The 17,007-nt window shown below is 75.2% G+C and carries 16 protein-coding genes and 1 pseudogene; 13 read left to right on the top strand and 4 right to left on the bottom strand.

Annotated elements, in window-relative coordinates; all coding sequences use genetic code 11:
* The first annotated feature begins 11 nt into the window (after positions 1–11).
* The 8 genes and pseudogenes from ACN27D_RS24285 (at position 12) to ACN27D_RS24250 (ending at position 8,947) form a co-directional block, all read left to right on the top strand.
* On the top strand, positions 12–1,160 hold the full coding sequence (locus ACN27D_RS24285) for an exonuclease SbcCD subunit D (RefSeq protein ID WP_363604821.1): 1,149 nt from the start codon (positions 12–14) through the stop codon (positions 1,158–1,160).
* A complete protein-coding gene (locus tag ACN27D_RS24280) occupies positions 1,160–3,634 on the top strand; it encodes an AAA family ATPase (protein WP_421500058.1) in 2,475 nt (824 codons plus the stop codon). The genes ACN27D_RS24285 and ACN27D_RS24280 overlap by 1 nt, the downstream gene beginning before the upstream one ends.
* Positions 3,631–4,602, top strand: coding sequence for a hypothetical protein (locus ACN27D_RS24275; protein ID WP_120570971.1), 972 nt, complete (start codon positions 3,631–3,633; stop codon positions 4,600–4,602). The genes ACN27D_RS24280 and ACN27D_RS24275 overlap by 4 nt, the downstream gene beginning before the upstream one ends.
* Positions 4,602–5,444, top strand: a pseudogene (locus ACN27D_RS24270) (spermidine synthase); the annotation flags it as partial. The gene ACN27D_RS24275 and the pseudogene ACN27D_RS24270, both read left to right, overlap by 1 nt.
* 98 nt (positions 5,445–5,542) lie before the next feature.
* The gene (locus tag ACN27D_RS24265; protein WP_013284847.1) at positions 5,543–6,241 is read left to right on the top strand and encodes a sigma-70 family RNA polymerase sigma factor; all 699 of its coding nucleotides are present in this window, start codon (positions 5,543–5,545) and stop codon (positions 6,239–6,241) included.
* Entirely contained in the window at positions 6,238–7,017 is a 780-nt protein-coding gene (locus ACN27D_RS24260; protein ID WP_357154911.1) for an anti-sigma factor family protein, read from the top strand. The genes ACN27D_RS24265 and ACN27D_RS24260 overlap by 4 nt, the downstream gene beginning before the upstream one ends.
* 204 nt (positions 7,018–7,221) lie before the next feature.
* Positions 7,222–7,881, top strand: coding sequence for a hypothetical protein (locus ACN27D_RS24255; protein ID WP_120570974.1), 660 nt, complete (start codon positions 7,222–7,224; stop codon positions 7,879–7,881).
* A gap of 151 nt (positions 7,882–8,032) precedes the next feature.
* Positions 8,033–8,947 carry a DNA-3-methyladenine glycosylase family protein gene (locus tag ACN27D_RS24250; protein ID WP_278090451.1) on the top strand — a complete coding sequence of 305 codons (915 nt, stop codon included), beginning with the start codon at positions 8,033–8,035 and terminating at the stop codon, positions 8,945–8,947.
* A gap of 4 nt (positions 8,948–8,951) precedes the next feature.
* Here ACN27D_RS24250 and ACN27D_RS24245 read toward each other — a convergent pair whose 3' ends face one another.
* Positions 8,952–9,473 carry a DUF1990 family protein gene (locus ACN27D_RS24245; RefSeq protein WP_421500057.1) on the bottom strand — a complete coding sequence of 174 codons (522 nt, stop codon included), beginning with the start codon at positions 9,471–9,473 and terminating at the stop codon, positions 8,952–8,954.
* Positions 9,474–9,528: 55 nt separating this feature from the next.
* On the opposite strand from ACN27D_RS24245, the gene ACN27D_RS24240 reads away from it, so the two are divergent.
* Positions 9,529–10,005 (top strand): GNAT family N-acetyltransferase, encoded by a 477-nt coding sequence (locus ACN27D_RS24240; RefSeq protein ID WP_357899939.1) that lies wholly within the window; start codon positions 9,529–9,531, stop codon positions 10,003–10,005.
* Positions 10,006–10,024: 19 nt separating this feature from the next.
* Here ACN27D_RS24240 and ACN27D_RS24235 read toward each other — a convergent pair whose 3' ends face one another.
* Together ACN27D_RS24235 and ACN27D_RS24230 are read right to left on the bottom strand one after the other, a co-directional pair.
* Entirely contained in the window at positions 10,025–10,447 is a 423-nt protein-coding gene (locus tag ACN27D_RS24235) for an SRPBCC family protein (protein ID WP_121683107.1), read from the bottom strand.
* 194 nt (positions 10,448–10,641) lie between these two features.
* Complete coding sequence (locus tag ACN27D_RS24230; protein WP_357824355.1) at positions 10,642–10,854, bottom strand: hypothetical protein; 213 nt, start codon at positions 10,852–10,854, stop codon at positions 10,642–10,644.
* A gap of 136 nt (positions 10,855–10,990) precedes the next feature.
* Between ACN27D_RS24230 and ACN27D_RS24225 the strand changes: the two genes are divergently transcribed.
* Together ACN27D_RS24225 and ACN27D_RS24220 are read left to right on the top strand one after the other, a co-directional pair.
* Positions 10,991–12,103 (top strand): ATP-dependent DNA ligase, encoded by a 1,113-nt coding sequence (locus ACN27D_RS24225; protein WP_421500056.1) that lies wholly within the window; start codon positions 10,991–10,993, stop codon positions 12,101–12,103.
* A gap of 34 nt (positions 12,104–12,137) precedes the next feature.
* Positions 12,138–13,727 (top strand): alpha/beta hydrolase, encoded by a 1,590-nt coding sequence (locus tag ACN27D_RS24220; protein WP_252450794.1) that lies wholly within the window; start codon positions 12,138–12,140, stop codon positions 13,725–13,727.
* A gap of 15 nt (positions 13,728–13,742) precedes the next feature.
* Here the strand turns inward: ACN27D_RS24220 and ACN27D_RS24215 are convergent, their stop codons facing one another.
* Positions 13,743–15,017 (bottom strand): YncE family protein, encoded by a 1,275-nt coding sequence (locus ACN27D_RS24215; protein WP_421500055.1) that lies wholly within the window; start codon positions 15,015–15,017, stop codon positions 13,743–13,745.
* A 172-nt stretch (positions 15,018–15,189) separates the two neighbouring features.
* On the opposite strand from ACN27D_RS24215, the gene ACN27D_RS24210 reads away from it, so the two are divergent.
* Positions 15,190–16,338 carry a helix-turn-helix domain-containing protein gene (locus ACN27D_RS24210; RefSeq protein WP_393377538.1) on the top strand — a complete coding sequence of 383 codons (1,149 nt, stop codon included), beginning with the start codon at positions 15,190–15,192 and terminating at the stop codon, positions 16,336–16,338.
* A 159-nt stretch (positions 16,339–16,497) separates the two neighbouring features.
* Positions 16,498–16,950, top strand: a complete 453-nt coding sequence (locus ACN27D_RS24205; protein WP_252450778.1) for a GNAT family N-acetyltransferase — start codon at positions 16,498–16,500, stop codon at positions 16,948–16,950.
* Positions 16,951–17,007: the final 57 nt, after the last annotated feature.

Here is a 17,007-nt window from a genome sequence, read left to right as displayed (position 1 = left end):
GCGGCACCCAGATGAAGATCCTGCACACCTCCGACTGGCACGTCGGCAAGGTCCTCAAGGGGCAGTCCAGGGCCGAGGAGCACAAGCAGGTCCTCGCCCAGGTCATCGACATCGCCCAGCGCGAGCGGCCGGACCTGGTCATCGTGGCCGGTGACCTGTACGACACCGCGGCGCCCACCCCGGAGGCGACCCGGCTGGTCACCCGGGCGCTCACCGCGTTGCGGCGTACCGGGGCCGACGTGGTGGCGATCGGCGGCAACCACGACAACGGCGCGGCGCTGGACGCGCTGCGCCCGTGGGCCGAGGCGGCCGGGATCACGCTGCGCGGCAGCGTCCGGGAGAGCCCGGACGAGCACGTCGTCGACGGGGTGACCGCCGCCGGGGAGCGCTGGCGCATCGCCGCGCTGCCGTTCCTGTCCCAGCGGTACGCGGTGCGCGCGGTGGAGATGTACACGCTCACCCCGGCCGAGGCCAACCAGACGTACGCCGACCACCTGGGCCGGGTGCTGGAGCGGCTCGCCGAGGGGTTCACCGAGCCGGACCGGGTGCACCTGGTGACCGCGCACCTCACTGTGGTCGGGGCGAGCACCGGCGGCGGCGAGCGGGACGCGCACACGGTGCTCGGATACGCCGTACCGGCCACTGTCTTCCCGGGCAACGCGCACTACGTGGCGCTGGGTCACCTGCACCGCTCGCAGCGGGTCATCGGCCCGTGCCCGATCCGCTACAGCGGCAGCCCGCTGGCGGTCGACTTCGGCGAGCAGGAGAACGTCTGCTCCGTGACGATCGTGGAGGTGACCGCCACCACGGCCGCCCGCGTCCGCGAGGTGCCGGTGCCGGGCGCGGTGCCGCTGCGCACGGTCCGCGGCACGCTCGCGCAGCTCGCCGAGATCGAGGCGCCGGAGGGCTGGCTGCGCGTCTACGTCCGGGAGCAGCCCCGGGCCGGGTTGCGCGAGGAGGTGCAGGAGCTGCTGCCCCGGGCGCTGGAGATCCGGATCGACCCGGAGCTGGTGCCCGCGCCGGGCAGCGGGACGCGTACCGCCCAGCGGGCCGGCCGGTCGCCGGGTGAGTTGTTCGGCGACTACCTGGACAGCCGTGGGCACGCCGACGAGGGTGTCCGGGAACTCTTCGACGAGCTGCTCGAGGAGGTGGAGCACTGATGCGGCCGATGCGGCTGGACATGGCCGGGTTCACGGTGTTCCGCGACGAGACCACTGTCGACTTCACCGACGCCGACTTCTTCGCGCTGGTCGGGCCGACCGGTTCGGGCAAGTCGACGGTGCTCGACGCGATCTGCTTCGCCCTCTACGGCACGGTGCCGCGCTGGGGCGGCACCCGGGGGCTGGCGAACGCGCTGGCGCCGTCGGCGACCGAGGCGCGGGTCCGGCTGGTGTTCGAGTCCGCCGGGGACCGGTACGTGGCGACCCGGGTGGTGCGCCGCGACGGCCGGGGCACCGTGAAGACGGCGAACGCCGGTCTCCAGCTCATGCCGCCGGGGTTCGACGTCACCAAGCTCGACACCGGCCTCAGCCCGGAGGATCTGGGCGAGGTGGTGGCCGGCACGCCGGCCGAGATGGAGCAGGCGGTGCTGGACGCGGTGGGGCTGCCGTACGAGCAGTTCACCTCCTGCGTGGTGCTGCCGCAGGGGCAGTTCGCCGACTTCCTGCACGCCAAGCCGGCCACCCGCCAGCAGATCCTGGTGAACCTGCTCGGGCTGGGCGTCTACGAGGAGGTGCAGAAGAAGGCGGTCGAGCGGGCCGGGCAGGCCGAGGCGAAGCTGGAGACGGTCGACAAGATGCTCGGCGGGCTCGCCGACGTCGACGACGACAGCCTGACCGCCGCCCGGGAGCGGGTGGACGCGATGCGGGAACTGGCCGCAGCGGTCGCTGCCGCCGTACCCGAATGGGAGCGGGCCCGGGCGACGGCGGGTGAGCGGGCGGCGGCGCTGGCCGCCCTCGACGCCGAGCTGGGTGTGCTGGCCGGGGTGCGGCCGCCGGACGGCACCGCCGAGCTGGCGCGGGCGGTGGCGCAGGCCCGGGTCGCCGCCGACGAGGCGGCGGGCGCGGTCGGGCTGGCCGAGGAGCGCGAGGAGAAGCTGCGCGGGGAGCTGGCCGCCGCCGGTGACGAGAGCGCGTCGCGGCTGCACCTGAAGGCGTACGCGGACCGGGACCGCCTGACCGCGGAGGCGGCGACGGTCCGCGCGGCGGTGGACGCGGCGCGGACCGAGCACGACGCGGCGGCGGAGGCGCTGGCGGCGGCGCGCGCGGACGCGCAGCGGGCCGAGGTGGAGCTGGAGTCGGCGTTCCGCGCGCACGAGGAGGCGAAGGCCGCCGACCAGGCGGTGGCGCTGCGGGCGCACCTGGTCGACGGCGCGCCGTGCCCGGTGTGCGAGCAGACTGTCACCTCCGTGCCGGCGGTGCCGAAGGGCTCGGCGGTGAGCCGGGCGATCGAGGCGGGCAAGGCGGCGCGGGCGGCGAGCGAGGCGGCCAAGCGGGTGGTGCAGGAACGCGACACCGCCGCGCGCGACCTGGACCGGGTGCTGCTGCGCGCCCGGACCCAGCACGACCAGCTCGGCGCGCGCCTGGCCGAGCTGGACGAGCAGCTCGCGGACGCGCCCGCGCCGGAGCGGCTGCGCGAGTCGCTGGCCGAGCACGCGCGGTTGCGGACCGCGCTGGAGGAGGCGGCCGGCGCGGTGCGGGCCGGGCGGGAGGCGGCCCGGCGGGCGCGGGGCGCACTGGACGCCGCGCAGGAGCGGCTGCGCCGGGCCTGGCGTGACTTCGACGCGGTACGCGACGGGCTGGCCCGGTTCGGCCCGCCGGCCGCCGACCGGGACGACGTGGCGGCGGCGTGGGCGGCGCTGGCCGGCTGGGCCGGCGAGCAGGCGCAGGCGCGGCGCGCGGAGCGGGACGGCCTGGCCGCGTCGGTGGAGGCGGCGCAGCGGGCCGCGGCCGAGGTCGCCGACGGGATCGCGGCGTTGTTCACCGCCGCCGGGCTGGACGCGCCGCAGGACGCGCCGCGTGACGTGGCGGTGGCGGTGGAGCGGGCCGAGGCGGAGTTGCGCCGCCTCGACGAGCGCCGGGAGCAGGCGGCCGGGCTGCGGGAGCAGCGGGCCGGGCACGAGCACGAGGCGCGGGTGGCGCGGGCGCTCGCCTCGCACCTGCGGGCCAACAACTTCGAACGCTGGCTGCTCACCGAGGCGCTGGACCTGCTCGTCGACGGCGCGTCGCGGATCCTGCGGGAGCTTTCCGGCGGGCAGTACGACCTGATGCACGACAAGGGTGAGTTCTTCGTGGTCGACCATCACGACGCCGGGCTGCGGCGCGGGGTGCGGACGCTGTCCGGCGGGGAGACGTTCCAGGCGTCGCTGGCGCTCGCGCTGGCGCTGTCCGAGCAGCTCGCCGGCATGTCCACCACCGCCGCGAGCCTGGAGTCGATCGTGCTGGACGAGGGCTTCGGCACACTCGACGCGGCGACGCTGGACACGGTCGCGGCGACGCTGGAGAACCTGGCCGCCCGGGGTGACCGGATGGTCGGCGTGGTCACCCACGTGCCGGCGCTGGCCGAGCGCATCCCGGTCCGGTTCGAGGTCCGCAAGGACGCGCGGACGGCCCGCGTGGAACGGACCGGCCTGTGACGTCACAGTCGCCGGCGTTCTTCGTCGACGCCTGGGATCCGGCGTACGGCGCGTCGTTCGAGGCGGCGGGCGGGTCCGGGCCGGCCGCGCCGAGCAGCGCCCAGGTCGACGCCGACGTCGAGCTGCCGGCCACCGACTGGCGGGCCATCGGCCCCCGCGCGGGCGTGCGGACGCCGGACGTGGTGCTGCTCGTCGACGGGGTACGCCGGATCGACGCCAGCGTCTGGACGGCCGAGGAGGACGGCGGCTCGTTCCCCGGCATCGCCGCCTCGTACGCGGCCGGTGTGGTGCGCTGCGACCTGGACCGGGGCGCCGCCGAGATGGCCGGTGCCCGGGTGGGCCGGGGGCTGTTCACGGCGAGCCCGTCGGCGCAGGACGTGGTCGCCGGCTCGGTCCGTTACCCGGTGCACCGGGTGAGCGGCACCGGTGAGCTGAGCAAGCTGCCGGCGGCGGTGCAGGCGCCGCTTACCGCGCTGGAGGTGGCCGTCTCCGACGCGGTACGCACCGACGGCGACCTGCTGGTGGTGGACGGCCCGCTGCGCAGCCGGCGCAACCTGCCGCGCACGCTCGGGTACATCAAGACGCAGCACAGCCAATACCTGGACGCCCGGCTGACCGCTGTGGTGACCGGGCTGGCGCCGGGTGAGCGGTGCCCGGTGTTCCGGCTGGGCACGGCGTGGGGCGGCTGGTCGTGGTATCTGCGGCTGCCGGTGCGCGCCGGCGCGCCCTGGGCGGGCATCGTACGGGTGGAGTGCTCGGCCGACCTGACCGTGCCGGAGGCGATCGCGCTGGCCGACCTGTCGCTGGTGACGCTGCCCCGGTTCGCCTCCACCCCGTACAAGGATCCGCGCGCCCCGCAGAACCTGGTGCCGATCGCCGGGCTGGAACGCCGGCTGCGCGGGATGCTCGGCGACGCGCGGCTGCTGCACCGGGTGCTCACCGCCGCGGCGCGCGGGATGCGGCGCTGATGGGCCGGCGACGCGACTCCGACCGGATGGCCGCCGACGTCGACACCGGCCGGGCCGAGCTGGTGCCGGACGCCGACCGCCCGGGCTCGTGGACGCTGCTGCTGGACGGCGCGCCGCAGTCGCACGTGGACCTGACCGACCCGACGCACCTGGAGTTCGAGTACGTCCGGCGGCTGGCCGCCGCGCTGGACCTGGTGGCGCCGGCCGGGACGCCGCTGCGGGTGCTGCACCTGGGCGGCGGCGCGCTGACCCTGCCCCGCTACGTGCAGGCCACCCGGCCCGGCTCGACGCAGCGGGTGTCCGAGGTGGACGGCGCGCTCGTCGAGCTGGTCCGCCGGGAGCTGCCCTGGCCGTCCGATCCGCGGCTGCGGGTACGGGTGGCCGACGCGCGGGCGACGCTGACGTCGAGCCGGGACGGCGCGTACGACGTGATCGTGGCCGACGTGTTCGCCGGCGCCCGTACCCCCGCGCATCTGACCTCGGTGGAGTACGCCGCCGAGGTGGCCCGCGTGCTCGCACCCGGCGGCAGCTACCTGGCGAACGTGGCCGACGGCCCGCCGCTGCGGCACGCGCGGGCGCAGGTCGCGACCGTGCGTACCGTGCTGCCGCGGGCCTGCCTGGTCGGCGACGCGGCGGTGCTGCGCGGCCGGCGCTACGGCAACCTGGTGCTGGTGGCGTCCCGGGTGGAGCCGCCGGTGCCGGAGCTGACCCGGCGGGCGGCGGGCGACTGGTTCCCCGGCCGGGTGCTGGCCGGCGCCGAGCTGGACCGGTTCACCGGCGGCGCGGCGGTGGTCCACGACGCGGACGCCGTCGACTCCACTCCCCCACCGCCGGGAATTTTTTTCCGTCAAACGTTGATCCGATCCGCTGATCGCTGCGTATCACCGGGCGGCCATGCCCGTGGGGGGCCGGCTGATGTCATTGGACAGCGGAGGTCTGCATGCATGCGGTGGCGGCCGGCTGGCACGGCGAGGTGGCGCGGCCCGAGTGGATGTTCGCCCGGGCACAACCACACTCACGCGCCTCGCGTTCTGGCCGGGGGGTCGACGCCCGGTCCACGGATCGCCAGAATGACCCGGTGCCGCCGCGACCCGCTCCCGGACGCCACCAGGCGACCTCCGCCGAGGCCAGCCACTCCGACCAGCTGATCCGCCTGCTCTACGCCGAGCACGCCGGCCCGCTGCTGATGTTCGTGATGCGGCTGACCGGCGGGGACCGGCAGCGCGCCGAGGACATCGTGCAGGAGACGCTGCTGCGGGCCTGGCGCAACGCGCACCGGCTCGGCGTGCAGGGCCAGGGCTCGCTGCGCCCCTGGCTGGTCACCGTGGCCCGGCGGATCGCCATCGACGAGCACCGCAGCGAGCAGGCCCGCCCGCCCGAGACGTACGACCGGGATCTGACCATGTTCGCCGAGTCGGACAGCACCGACCGGGTGCTGCGCACGATGACCGTAGCGGACGCGCTGCGTACGCTGAGCCAGTCGCACCGGGAGATCCTGGTGGCGACGTACTTCCGGGGGCGCACCGTGCCGGAGGCGGCCGAGGAGCTGGGGCTTCCGCTCGGTACCGCCAAGTCGCGGGTCTACTACGCGCTGCGCGCGCTGCGCACGGCTCTGCAGGAGAGGGGGGTGACCGAATGAGCCGGGCCGACCACATGGACGTCGCCGCGTACGCGCTCGGCGTGCTGGATGCGCAGGACGCGGAGCGCTTCGAGGAACATCTGGCCACCTGCTGGGCCTGCGCGGCGGAACTGGAGACGATGGTCCCGGTGGTGGGGCTGCTCTCCGGCATCGACGGCGAGGCGATGGCCGCGCTGGAGCAGACGCACACCGATCCGGCGCTGCTGGACCGGACGCTGATGGCGGTGCGGCGGGATCGCCGCCGTACCCGGGTGCGGCAGTTGCTGGCGACGGCGGCGGCCGTGGTGGTGTTCGGCGGCGTGAGCGCGGTGGCGGCCGGGATGCTCGGCGACGAGCCGGCGCCGCCGCAGGCGGTGCCGACGCCCGGAGCGCCGACGGCGGCGCCGAGCGGCGAGCCGGGCGACCCGAACGCCCCCGGTGTCGGCGGGGAACAGGAGATCGAGGGCGACCAGCACAACGCGACCGACCCGGGGACGGGCGTGCAGACCACGATGTGGCTGGCCCGCAAGGAGTACGGCACGCAGATCGCGGTGCAGCTCAGCCGCCTGCCGGGGCCGCGCACGTGCCGGCTGGTGGTGGTCCGCAAGGACGCCACCAGCGAGGTGATCTCCAGCTGGTCGGTGCCGGTCGGCGGCTACGGGACGAACCAGAACCAGCTTCCGCTACAGCTGAGCGCGTCCACGTGGACCCCGGTGCGAGACATCGACAAGCTCCAGGTGCAGTCGGTCGACGCGAACGGCGTGGCGAGTCCGCTGGTGACGGTCGACGACATCTGACCGGGTGTGCCGACGGCGCCGGGTGGCTGGGCCACCCGGCGCCGTCGTGTCGTGCCCGGCCGGCGGACCCCCTCGTGCTGACGCACGCACGCCGGCACCCAACGGTTCAATCGGTCCACTGTGAAATGTGCCACCCTTGCGGGTTCAACCTTGACACCGCCGCGCCCGTACTACTCGGCGAACTGCCAAGAACGAGGAGGGCACGTGGCACACCACAAGCGGACGACCGTCATCGTCGCGAGCGCGATGGTCGCACTTACGGCCTGCGCCCCAGCAGGCTACAACGGGGCGAACTCGGGCGCGGCCGAGCCGGTCGCCGTCGCCGCGGCCGAACCCACCGCGGCGGCCGAACCGGAGGCGTCGGCGGCTCCCGAGGAGAAGCCGGTCGCGGACAAGGCGCCCCCGTCCAACGTGAAGATCACAGACGAGCTGGTCGGCAAGAAGCTGCCCCGGATGGGCCGCGTCGTCACCGACCAGGACGGCTGGGTGCTGTACCGGTTCGACAAGGACTCCGACGACCCGCCGCAGTCCAACTGCGTGGACAAGTGCGCCGAGGTGTGGCCGCCGTCGCTCACCGACGGCAACCCGCAGCTGCGCGGCGTCTCCGACGACAAGGTCGGCACCATCACCCGCCAGGACGGCACCCGGCAGCTCACCATCGGCGGCTGGCCGGTCTACCGCTACATCGGCGACAAGAAGCCCGGCCAGTGGAAGGGTCAGGGCGTCGGCGGCACCTGGTTCGTGGTCGACCCGAACGGCAAGAAGAACCTGACCTGCCTGCCGACCGGCACGCCCAAGGCGGTCGCGCCGCCCGCCGCGGGCGGCTCGAACAGCTCCGGCGGCGGCTCGGACTACTCGTACTGACGCACCAGGACACGGTGACCGCTCGCCGCCGGGGAGGGCGCGGCCGGTCATCGTCGCGGACCCGGGAGGCGGGGCGTACCGGCATCGGCCCGCCTCCCGGCACGCGGGGCGTGCCCGGCGTCACGGCCGGGCCGCGTGGCAGAGTGGCCTGGTGACCTCGCCCGACGCCCGCCGTACGCTGCGCCCGCCGGCCGGCTACCGGCTGGCCCCGTCGGTGCGGGCGCTCACGTTCAGCCCGTACGACCCGTGCGCGCGGATCGCCGCCGGCACGTTCTGGTGGGCCACCCGCACCCCGGACGGCCCGGCCACGCTGGCGCTGCGCCCGGAAGCGGGCGACCTGCTGGCCGAGGGGTACGGCCCGGGCGCCGACCGGGTGGTCGAGCGGGCCGACCGGATCGCCGGGCTGTGCGACGACCTGACCGGGTTCGCCGCGCTCGCCGCCGCGCACCCGCTGGTGGCCCGGCTCGCCCACACGCACCACGGGCTGCGGATGCCCGCCACCGGGCAGATCTTCCCCCGGCTGCTGCGGGCCGTCTTCGAGCAGAAGGTCACCGGCAAGGAGGCGTACCGGGCGTACGCCGCCACGGTCCGGCACTTCCGCGAACCCGCGCCGGGCCCGCTGCAACCCCTGCTGCTGCCGCCCGAGCCCGCCGCGGTGGCGGCCACGCCGTACTGGGTGTTCCATCCGTTCGGCGTCGAGCAGCGGCGCGCCGACACGCTGCGCCGCGCGGCGGCCGTCGCGGACCGGCTGGAACGCTGCGCCGACTCGGCGGAGGCCACCCGGCGGCTCACCGCCGTCCCCGGCATCGGGCCGTGGACCGCCGCCGAGGTGGTGCGCGTCGCGTACGGGGATCCGGACGCGGTGAGCGTCGGCGACTACCACGTGCCGAACACCGTGGCCTGGGCGCTCGCCGGGGAACCGCGCGGCGACGACGCCCGGATGCTGGCGCTGCTGGAGCCGTTCCGGGGGCACCGCGGCCGGGTGTGCGTGCTGCTGGAGGCGGCCGGCGTCCAGGCACCGAAGTACGGCCCGCGCGCCCCGATCCGCTCCTTCGCCCGCTACTGACCGCTCAACGGCACCGGCACAGCCGCCGCAGCGTCCGACCCAGCCACCAGGCGTACGCCCGCTGGAAGCCCAGCACGACCGGCCCGCCGGCACGCACGTACCAGTGGGCCGGGCGGCTGAACGCGGTCACCTCGAACCAGACGCCGTCGGCGCCCCGGGTCACCAGGAACGCCTCCTCACCGACCTCCGGGTGCCCGGGCAGCGTGCCGTAGCCGAACCCGGCCCGGTCCGGCTCGTCCACCGTCCAGACCACCTCGGTCGGGCCCCACAGCCGCACCGGGCCGACACCGAGCCCCGGCGTGACCCGCACCCCGGGGGCGGCGCGCGGCGCGTCCGCGCGCATCACCACGCCGGCGGCGCGGTGCAGCCGCCAGCCCAGCACCGCGTCCGCCGCCACCGGGAAACCGCCGTCCGGCAGCCGGACCCGGTGGCGCAGGTGGTGGTAACCGGCCGGCAGGCCGCCGTCGCGCGTCGCGCCCACCTCCGGGTACGTCAGCTCCGGCACGCCTGTCACCTCCACGCTCATGGGAACACCCCCGCCAGCGTACGGCCGCCCGGGAGCGCTGTGGTGAGCTGAGCCGGTGACCGACGTGACCATCGCCCCCGCCGGCCCCGCCGACGCGGGCGAGATCCTCACCGTGCAGCGTGCCGCGTACCTGGTGGAGGCGCAGCGCTACCGCGACGTGTTCCTGCCCCCGCTGACCGAGACGCTGGACGAGGTACGGGCGGCGCTGGCCGGCCCGGACGTGGTGCTCGCCGCCCGGCGCGGCACCCGCCTGGTCGGCTCGGTACGCGCCCGCCTCGACGGCGACACCGCCCACGTCGGCCGCCTCTCGGTCGCCCCCGACCAGCAGGGCCGGGGCGTCGGCGGGCGGCTGCTGGACGCCGTCGAGCACGCCTGCGCGCACCGGGTGACACGGTTCGCGCTGTTCACCGGCGCGGACAGCGCGGCGAACCTGTCCCTGTACGCGGGCCGCGGCTACCGGGTGGTGGCGCACCGGCCGGACGAGAACGGCAACCGCCTCGCCGTGCTGGAGAAGACGGCCCCCGGGTCCTGAGCGTGCGTTCCGGCGCCGGTCAGGGGGTCTCGCAGCGGCGCCGAAGCCCGTCCGCCTCCTGCCGCAGGTAGCGGCGCATCATCGAGCCGGCCAGCAGCCCGATCAGGCCGGCCAGCGGACCGGTCTGCACCAGAACCAGCTCGGCCCGGGTGCGCCCGTCCTCCAGCGGTATCAGCCGGTGCTCACCACGGGTACGCACACCGGGGCTCGCCGACTCCCAGGCGAACGAGTACGGCGGATAGATCTCCACGACCCGCCACACCGCCGGGCGCAGGCGGGGCTGCTCCAGCCGGGCCGTCGAGCCGAGGAGCAGCGGACCGGGCTCCAGCCGGCGGGCGGCGGTGACCGACGGCGTCCACTCCGGCCAACGGTCGACGTCGCTCTGCACCTCCCAGACCCGCTCGACGTCGGCGGCGATCTCGACGGACTCGGCGAACCGCATCGGCGTTCCTCCCCCGTGGACGGTCCCCCAAGGCTATGCCCGCGCCGCCCTCCCGCGCCGCCCCGCGCCCGCCCCGCTCGCCCGCTCGACCGCTCTCGTCGATCTTGGAGTTGTGGCGCCCAGGATGTCCGTTCGGCGAGATCTATGAGGTGCCACAACTCCAAGATCGGCGGTTCGCCGGGCCGGCCGGAGAGTCAGGCCGCTTCGTGGAGGTCGGCCAGGGTGACCGGGGCGTAGCGCTTCAGCAGGCGCTCCAGCTCGGCCACCGAGCCGACCTCGCCGAGGACGTTCGCGCCGCCGCCGTGCTGGGGCGGGTAGTGGTGCGCCAGCCGGTAGCGGTAGCGGCCACGGATCAGCTCGACGCTGACCCGCCAGCGCCCGCAGCATCCGCAACTCCACTCCGGCACGCCGCGACGGTAGCTCTGACCTGCGGTTTCACCATTCGGGCGACGGTGACGAACGCGGCCGCGACGGGACACGCCGCCCGGCCACCGGCGGTGATCTGCCTCACCACTGTCGGTGGGGTCTGGTTGACTGGTCGCCGTGGACCTGCCGATCAACCCTCCGGTCGAGCCGATGCTGGCCAAGAGCGTGGCCGAGCTGCCCACCGATCCCGGTCTGACGTACGAGCCGAAGTGGGACGGCTTCCGCTGCATCGTGTTCCGCGACGGCGACGAGGTCGAGCTGGCCAGCCGGGGCGGCAAGTCGATGACGCGCTACTTCCCCGAGGTGGTCGAGCAGGCCCGGCGGCAGCTCCCGCCCCGGTGCGCGGTCGACGGCGAGCTGATCGTGATCCGCCGGGACGGCCCGGGCGGGCATCCCCGGCTCGACTTCGAGCTGCTGGCCCAGCGGATCCATCCGGCCGCCTCCCGGGTCAAGATGCTGGCCGAGACCACCCCGGCCGACTTCGTCGCGTTCGACCTGCTGGCGATCGATGACGAGCTGCTCACGGACCAGCCCTATCCCCGGCGCCGCGAGCGGCTGGAGCAGGCGCTGTCCGGGGTGCGCCCACCGGTGCACGTGACGCAGGTGACCACCGACCCGGAGACGGCCCGCCGCTGGTTCGACGTGTTCGAGGGCGCCGGGCTGGACGGGCTGATTGTCAAGCCGGCCGACCTGCCGTACGAGCCGGGCAAGCGGCTCATGTTCAAGGTCAAGCACGCGCGCACGATGGACGCGGTGGTGGCCGGTTTCCGCTGGCACAAGTCCGGTCCGGTGGTCGGCTCGCTGCTGCTCGGCCTCTACGACGACGACGGCGTGCTGCACCACATCGGCGTCAGCTCCTCGTTCACCATGGCCCGCCGCCAGGAGCTGCTCGACGAGCTGGAGCCGTACCGCGACGTCGGCGGCGAGCACCCGTGGGTGCACGGCGACCACGAGCGGGGTCAGCGCATCCCGGGCGGGGTGAGCCGGTGGACCGGCGGCAAGAACCTGGAGTGGGAGCCGCTGCGCCCGGCGCTGGTGGTCGAGGTGGCGTACGACGCGATGGAGGGCGACCGGCTGCGGCACACCGCCCGGTTCCTGCGCTGGCGGCCCGACCGTGATCCCCGCTCCTGCGACTACGGCCAGCTCGACCGCCCGATCCGTTACGACGTCGACGAGGTGCTGCGCGGCGATCCGGCGGCGACGGTCGGTGACACCCGCGGCCGGGCGTAGCCTGACGGTCGACACGATCATGGAGGGCGCCCACGTGACCCGCTTCCCCGACCGGCCCCGCCGGTTCCGGCCCGTCCTGGCCGCGTTCGTCGCGGCGGTGGTGCTCACCGCCGGCTGCACACTGCCGGCGTTCGCCCCGCGTGCCGAGAGCGAGGGCGAGGCCGCTCCGCCGGGCACCGCACCGGAGTGGCGGGCCTGCCCGGAGGTGCCCGACGAGCTGGTCGGGCGGGGCGCGGCGGACATGCGCTACGACTGCGCCCGGATCGCCGTGCCGCGCAACTGGGGCACCGGGGCCACCACCGGTGCGACCGCCGGGCCGGGCGCCGGCGAGACGTTCGAGATCGCGCTGATCCGGGCCCGCTCGACCAAGCAGCGCGACCGGATCGGCTCGCTGGTGATCAACCCGGGCGGTCCCGGGGCGTCCGGCGTCGACACCGCCGTCTACCTGTCCTTCGGCCCGGCGTTCGGCGGCCTGCCGACGGCGGTCACGGACCGGTTCGACATCGTCGGCTTCGACCCGCGCGGGGTGGCCCGGTCCAGCCCGGTCAAGTGCATCTCCGACGCCGACCTGGACGCCAGCTTCGGCTACGACCCCGACCCGGAGAGCCAGTCGTCGTTCGACGGCTTCGTCGGCCTCAACCGGCGCATCGGCGAGCGGTGCGGCGCGAAGTACGGCGACCAGCTCCCGCTCTACGGCACCGAGCAGGCCGCACGGGACATGGACGCGGTCCGGGCGGCGGTCGGCGACGACAAGCTGACGTACCTCGGCTACTCCTACGGCACGCTGCTCGGTGCCACATACGCGCAGCTCTACCCGCAGCGTGTGCGCGCCCTGGTGCTCGACGGCGCGGTCGACCCGCAGCAGAAGCTGATCGCCGGGTCGGAGAGCCAGGCGAAGGGCTTCGAGCGGGCGTTCGACAACTTCACCAGGTGGTGCGCGGCGAACGCCGGCCGCTGCCCGATCGCCCCGGACGCCCGGGGTGCGGTCACGGACGCGATCGCCAAGGCGAAGGCCTCCCCGGCACGCGCGCAGGACGGCCGCAAGGCCACCCCCGGGTGGGTCTTCTACGCGGTGATCTCGTCGCTCTACACCGAGCAGGGCTGGCAGGAGCTGGCCCGGGCGATCGACGACCTCCAGGGCGGCGACCCGGACGGCGTGTTCAAGCTGGCCGACGCGTACGCGGGCCGCGAGCCCGACGGGCACTACTCCAACCTGTTCGACGCGAACCTGGCGGTCAACTGCGCCGACGAGACCGAGAAGCCGACCCGCGAGCAGGTCCGCTCGTTGCAGTCGCAGTGGCGGCAGAAGTATCCGCTGTTCGGTCCCGCGCTGGCGGTGGGGATGCTGGGCTGCGTGGAGTGGCCCGGCGAGCGGGATCCGTACCCGACCGGCCGGGCGGACGGCGCGCCGCCGATCCTGGTGGTCGGCACCACCGGTGACCCGGCCACGCCGTACGAGCAGACGCCCGCGCTCGCGTCCATGCTCGGGGTGGGGCGGGTGCTGACCTGGGAGGGCGAGGGGCACACCGCCTATCCGCAGACGTCGTGCGTGACGTCGGCGGTCGACGCGTACCTGATCTCGCTCACCGTCCCCCGGGAGGGGCTGCGCTGCCCCGCCCGGTGACGGTCCGGCCGCCGGTCAGCCGGCGGCCGGGGGCGTCCAGCCCTCCGGGATGTGCCCGATGCGGACGCGCTGGGGGTGGTCGCCGACCGGGACGCTCGCGACCTTCTGCCCGGTGGCGAAGCTGATCGCGGTGACCTGGTCCGCGCCGGATTCGGAGATCACGCAGTCGCGGCCGTCCCCGCTGACGGTGGCCCAGTACGGCTTGCTCGCGGACACCAGCGGGCCCTCCCGCAGCGTGGCCCGGTCCATCACGGTGGCGTAGTCGTCCATGGTGCCGGCCACGCAGATCCGGGTGCCGTCGGGGCTCATCGACAGGCCGTGGTGCCGGGAGTCGTTGACCCAGGTGGTGCGGTCCTCGCTGGTGGCCGGGTTCTTCGGCAGCGTGGCGACGCGGGTGACGCGGTCGGTGGCCACGTCGTACTCGACCACGCCGTTGAAGAAGGACACCTGGAAGTAGAGCCGGCTGCCGTCGGGGGTGAACACGGCCGGGCGGACCGCGTCGGAGAGATCCCGGCGGCCGGCGGCGTCCAGCCGGTCCCGCATGTCGATCACCTTGACCACCTGGTACGTGCTGGTGTCGGCGACGGTGATCCGGCGGTCGCCCTTGGTCCAGTCGAGCCACGGCGCGTCCAGGTCGGTGTTGACCTCGCCGATGGACATGTTCCACAGCCGGGTGCCGCCGTCGGTGTAGATGTTCTCGTGCGGCTTGTCGCCGGCGCCGAACGAGCCGAGTTGCGCGCCGGTGCGGATGTCCAGCACGTGCACCGTGTTGGAGGTGGAGGCGGAGACCGCGACGCGGGTGCCGTCGGGCGAGACGGCCATGTGGTCGGCGCGGTAGCCGGAGACCGGGAACCGCCAGCGCAGCGCGCCGGTGGCCAGGTCGATCGAGACGACGTCGGCGAAGCTTGGCCGGGACACCACGAGCGCGGTGCCGTCCGGCGTGGTGTACATGTCGTCGATGAGCTGGTCGTGGCCCTCTCCCGGGCCCTGCCGGATGCCGAGGAAGAACGCCAGCTTGATCGGGTTGAGGTAGATCTCGCGCAGGCGCGCGGCGCGGTCCGGGATCACGTTGATCCGGCCGAGTTTGGCGTAGTCGCCACGGGACCGGATGACGTCGGCGGTGCCGTCCCAGTTGTTGCCGACGAACATCACCTCCTGGAGCGCGACCGCGGCGGTGGCCGGCGCGGGGGCCGTCACCAGCGGCAACGGCGCGACCAGGGCGAGCGCGGCCAGGACGGCAAGGCCGACGCGGCGGCGGGAGCGGGACGGGCGGGGTGGCACGGGTGTCATGGACGCCTCCTGGCAGCCGGTAGGACATCGACGTTTCTCAGTGGCGCGAGCGGTGTTACCTTGCGGTAACAACCAGGAGAGCAACCGGCCGGTCGCCGGGGCTAGGGAACTGACGCCAACGCCCGGGCGGCCCGGTTGTGCCGTGTCGACAACCGGAGGGCGGCGGACGCCGATGACCCGTACCGGACAGGCCCCGACGTTCGGCGCGTTGCTGCGCGACCTGTCCGCCGATCCGGCCGCGCTCGACGAGGTGGCGCGGGCGGCCCGCGCGGACTCCCCCGAGGTGGCCCGGCTGCCCGCCGACGAGGTACGCCGCCAGGTCGTCCTGCTGCTGACCAGCGGTCTCGGCGCGCTGGAACGCCACGAGGATCCGGCCGGGCGGGACTTCGCCGAGGCCCGCCGGCTGGGCGCGGACCGGGCGGCGCAGGGCGTCTCCGTCGCCGGGCTGCTGCGCGGCGTGCAGGCCGGGCGGGACCGGGCGGTGGAGCTGGTGGTCCGGCACGGCCGGGCCGCCGGCATCCCCGACGAGGTGCTGCTGGAGGGGCTGCTCACCATCGGCCGGTACGCCGCGGCGGTGGAGCGGGCCGTGGTCGACGGGCACCGCAGCGCCGAGCGGGAACTGGTGCGCACCGGCGCGGCGGCCCGGGCGCACCTGCTGCGGCGGCTGCTGCGTGACGGCCCGGCGGGCCTGCCCCCGGCCGAGCTGACCCGGTTCGGGCTGCGGCCGGACGGGCGCTACCACTGCCTGGTCGCCGCGCCACCGGACCCGGTCCGGGCGTACGCCCTGCACCGGCAGCTCACCGCGCGGGGCGGCCTGCTCGGCACGGTCGGGGACCGGCTGGCCGGGCTGCTCCCGCGACCGCCCGACGCCGTACCGGCCGACCTGCTGACGCTGGTGGCGCCCGCGCAGCCGCTGGAGCGGGCCCCGGCCATGTACGCGCTCTGCCTGGCGGCGCTCGCCACCGCGGCCAACCGGCGGCTGCGCGGACTACGTCGGGTCACCGACCTGGCCGGGGAGACCGCGCTGGCCGCCCAGCCGCTGCTGGCCGAACTGCTGCGCGGCACGCTGCTCGGCGCGCTCGACCCGGCCGACGGCTTCCACCGGGAGCTGGCCGGCACCGCGCTCGCCTGGCTGCACCACGGTCAGCGGCTGGACCAGACCGCCGCCGCGCTGCACGTCCACCCGAACACGGTGCGCTACCGGCTGCGGCGGCTGCGGGAGCTGACCGGCGGGCCACCGGTCGAGGAGGGGGCGCGGTGCACGGTGCCGGAGACCGTGCACTGGTGGTGGGCGCTGCGGAGCTGGCTGGACGGCGACTGACCACGGCCGCCGCAACCGGGCGCCGCGACCGGAAGACGCGACCGGAAGACGCGACCGCCCGGCCGTGGCCGGGCGACACGACCAGGCGACACGACCGGACGACACGTCGGGCCGCCGCCCGGGCCACACCGGCGCGAGGCACTGTGCCAGGCTGGCCGGGTGACCGAGGTGATCTTCCGGGAGGCGGTCCGCGCCGACCTGCCCGCCGTGCTCGCGCTGCTCGCCGACGACGTGCTGGGCCGCACCCGCGACCTGCCCGAGGTGGACGAGGCGTACGAGCGGGCCTTCGCCGACCTGGACGCCGACCCGCGCAACCAGCTGATCGTCGCCGACGACGGCGGGGAGCTGGTCGGCTGTTTCCAGCTCACGTACATCCCGGGGCTGGGCCGGCACGGTGCCGAACGGTGCCTGATCGAGTCGGTGCGGGTGCGCTCCGACCGGCGCGGCCGCGGGCTGGGCGGGACGATGATGCGCTGGGCGATCGACCGGGCCCGCGAGCGCGGCTGCGCGCTGGTGCAGCTCACCACCGACAAGCAGCGCGCCGACGCGCACCGGTTCTACCGCGACCTGGGCTTCGTGGCCAGCCACGAGGGCATGAAACTGGCGCTCTGACCCGGCCCCGAACCTTCGCCGGGCCGGCCGCTGCCCGGCGCCGGGCCGCCCCGGTGG

Origin of the sequence: Micromonospora sp. WMMD1274, assembly GCF_049179035.1 — a bacterium.
GTDB lineage: Bacteria > Actinomycetota > Actinomycetes > Mycobacteriales > Micromonosporaceae > Micromonospora > Micromonospora tulbaghiae.
Note: the sequence above shows the minus strand (reverse complement) of the source record. Positions and strands in the feature narration are given on the sequence as shown.

Excerpts from the sequence above, each read along its gene's own strand:
- ACN27D_RS24285 (WP_363604821.1), top strand. The coding sequence starts at position 12 with ATGAAGATCCTGCACACCTCCGACTGGCACGTCGGCAAGGTCCTCAAG.
- ACN27D_RS24280 (WP_421500058.1), top strand. The coding sequence starts at position 1,160 with ATGCGGCCGATGCGGCTGGACATGGCCGGGTTCACGGTGTTCCGCGAC.
- ACN27D_RS24265 (WP_013284847.1), top strand. The coding sequence starts at position 5,543 with ATGCATGCGGTGGCGGCCGGCTGGCACGGCGAGGTGGCGCGGCCCGAG.
- ACN27D_RS24260 (WP_357154911.1), top strand. The coding sequence starts at position 6,238 with ATGAGCCGGGCCGACCACATGGACGTCGCCGCGTACGCGCTCGGCGTG.
- ACN27D_RS24245 (WP_421500057.1), bottom strand. The coding sequence starts at position 9,473 with ATGAGCGTGGAGGTGACAGGCGTGCCGGAGCTGACGTACCCGGAGGTG.
- ACN27D_RS24235 (WP_121683107.1), bottom strand. The coding sequence starts at position 10,447 with ATGCGGTTCGCCGAGTCCGTCGAGATCGCCGCCGACGTCGAGCGGGTC.
- ACN27D_RS24215 (WP_421500055.1), bottom strand. The coding sequence starts at position 15,017 with ATGACACCCGTGCCACCCCGCCCGTCCCGCTCCCGCCGCCGCGTCGGC.
- ACN27D_RS24210 (WP_393377538.1), top strand. The coding sequence starts at position 15,190 with ATGACCCGTACCGGACAGGCCCCGACGTTCGGCGCGTTGCTGCGCGAC.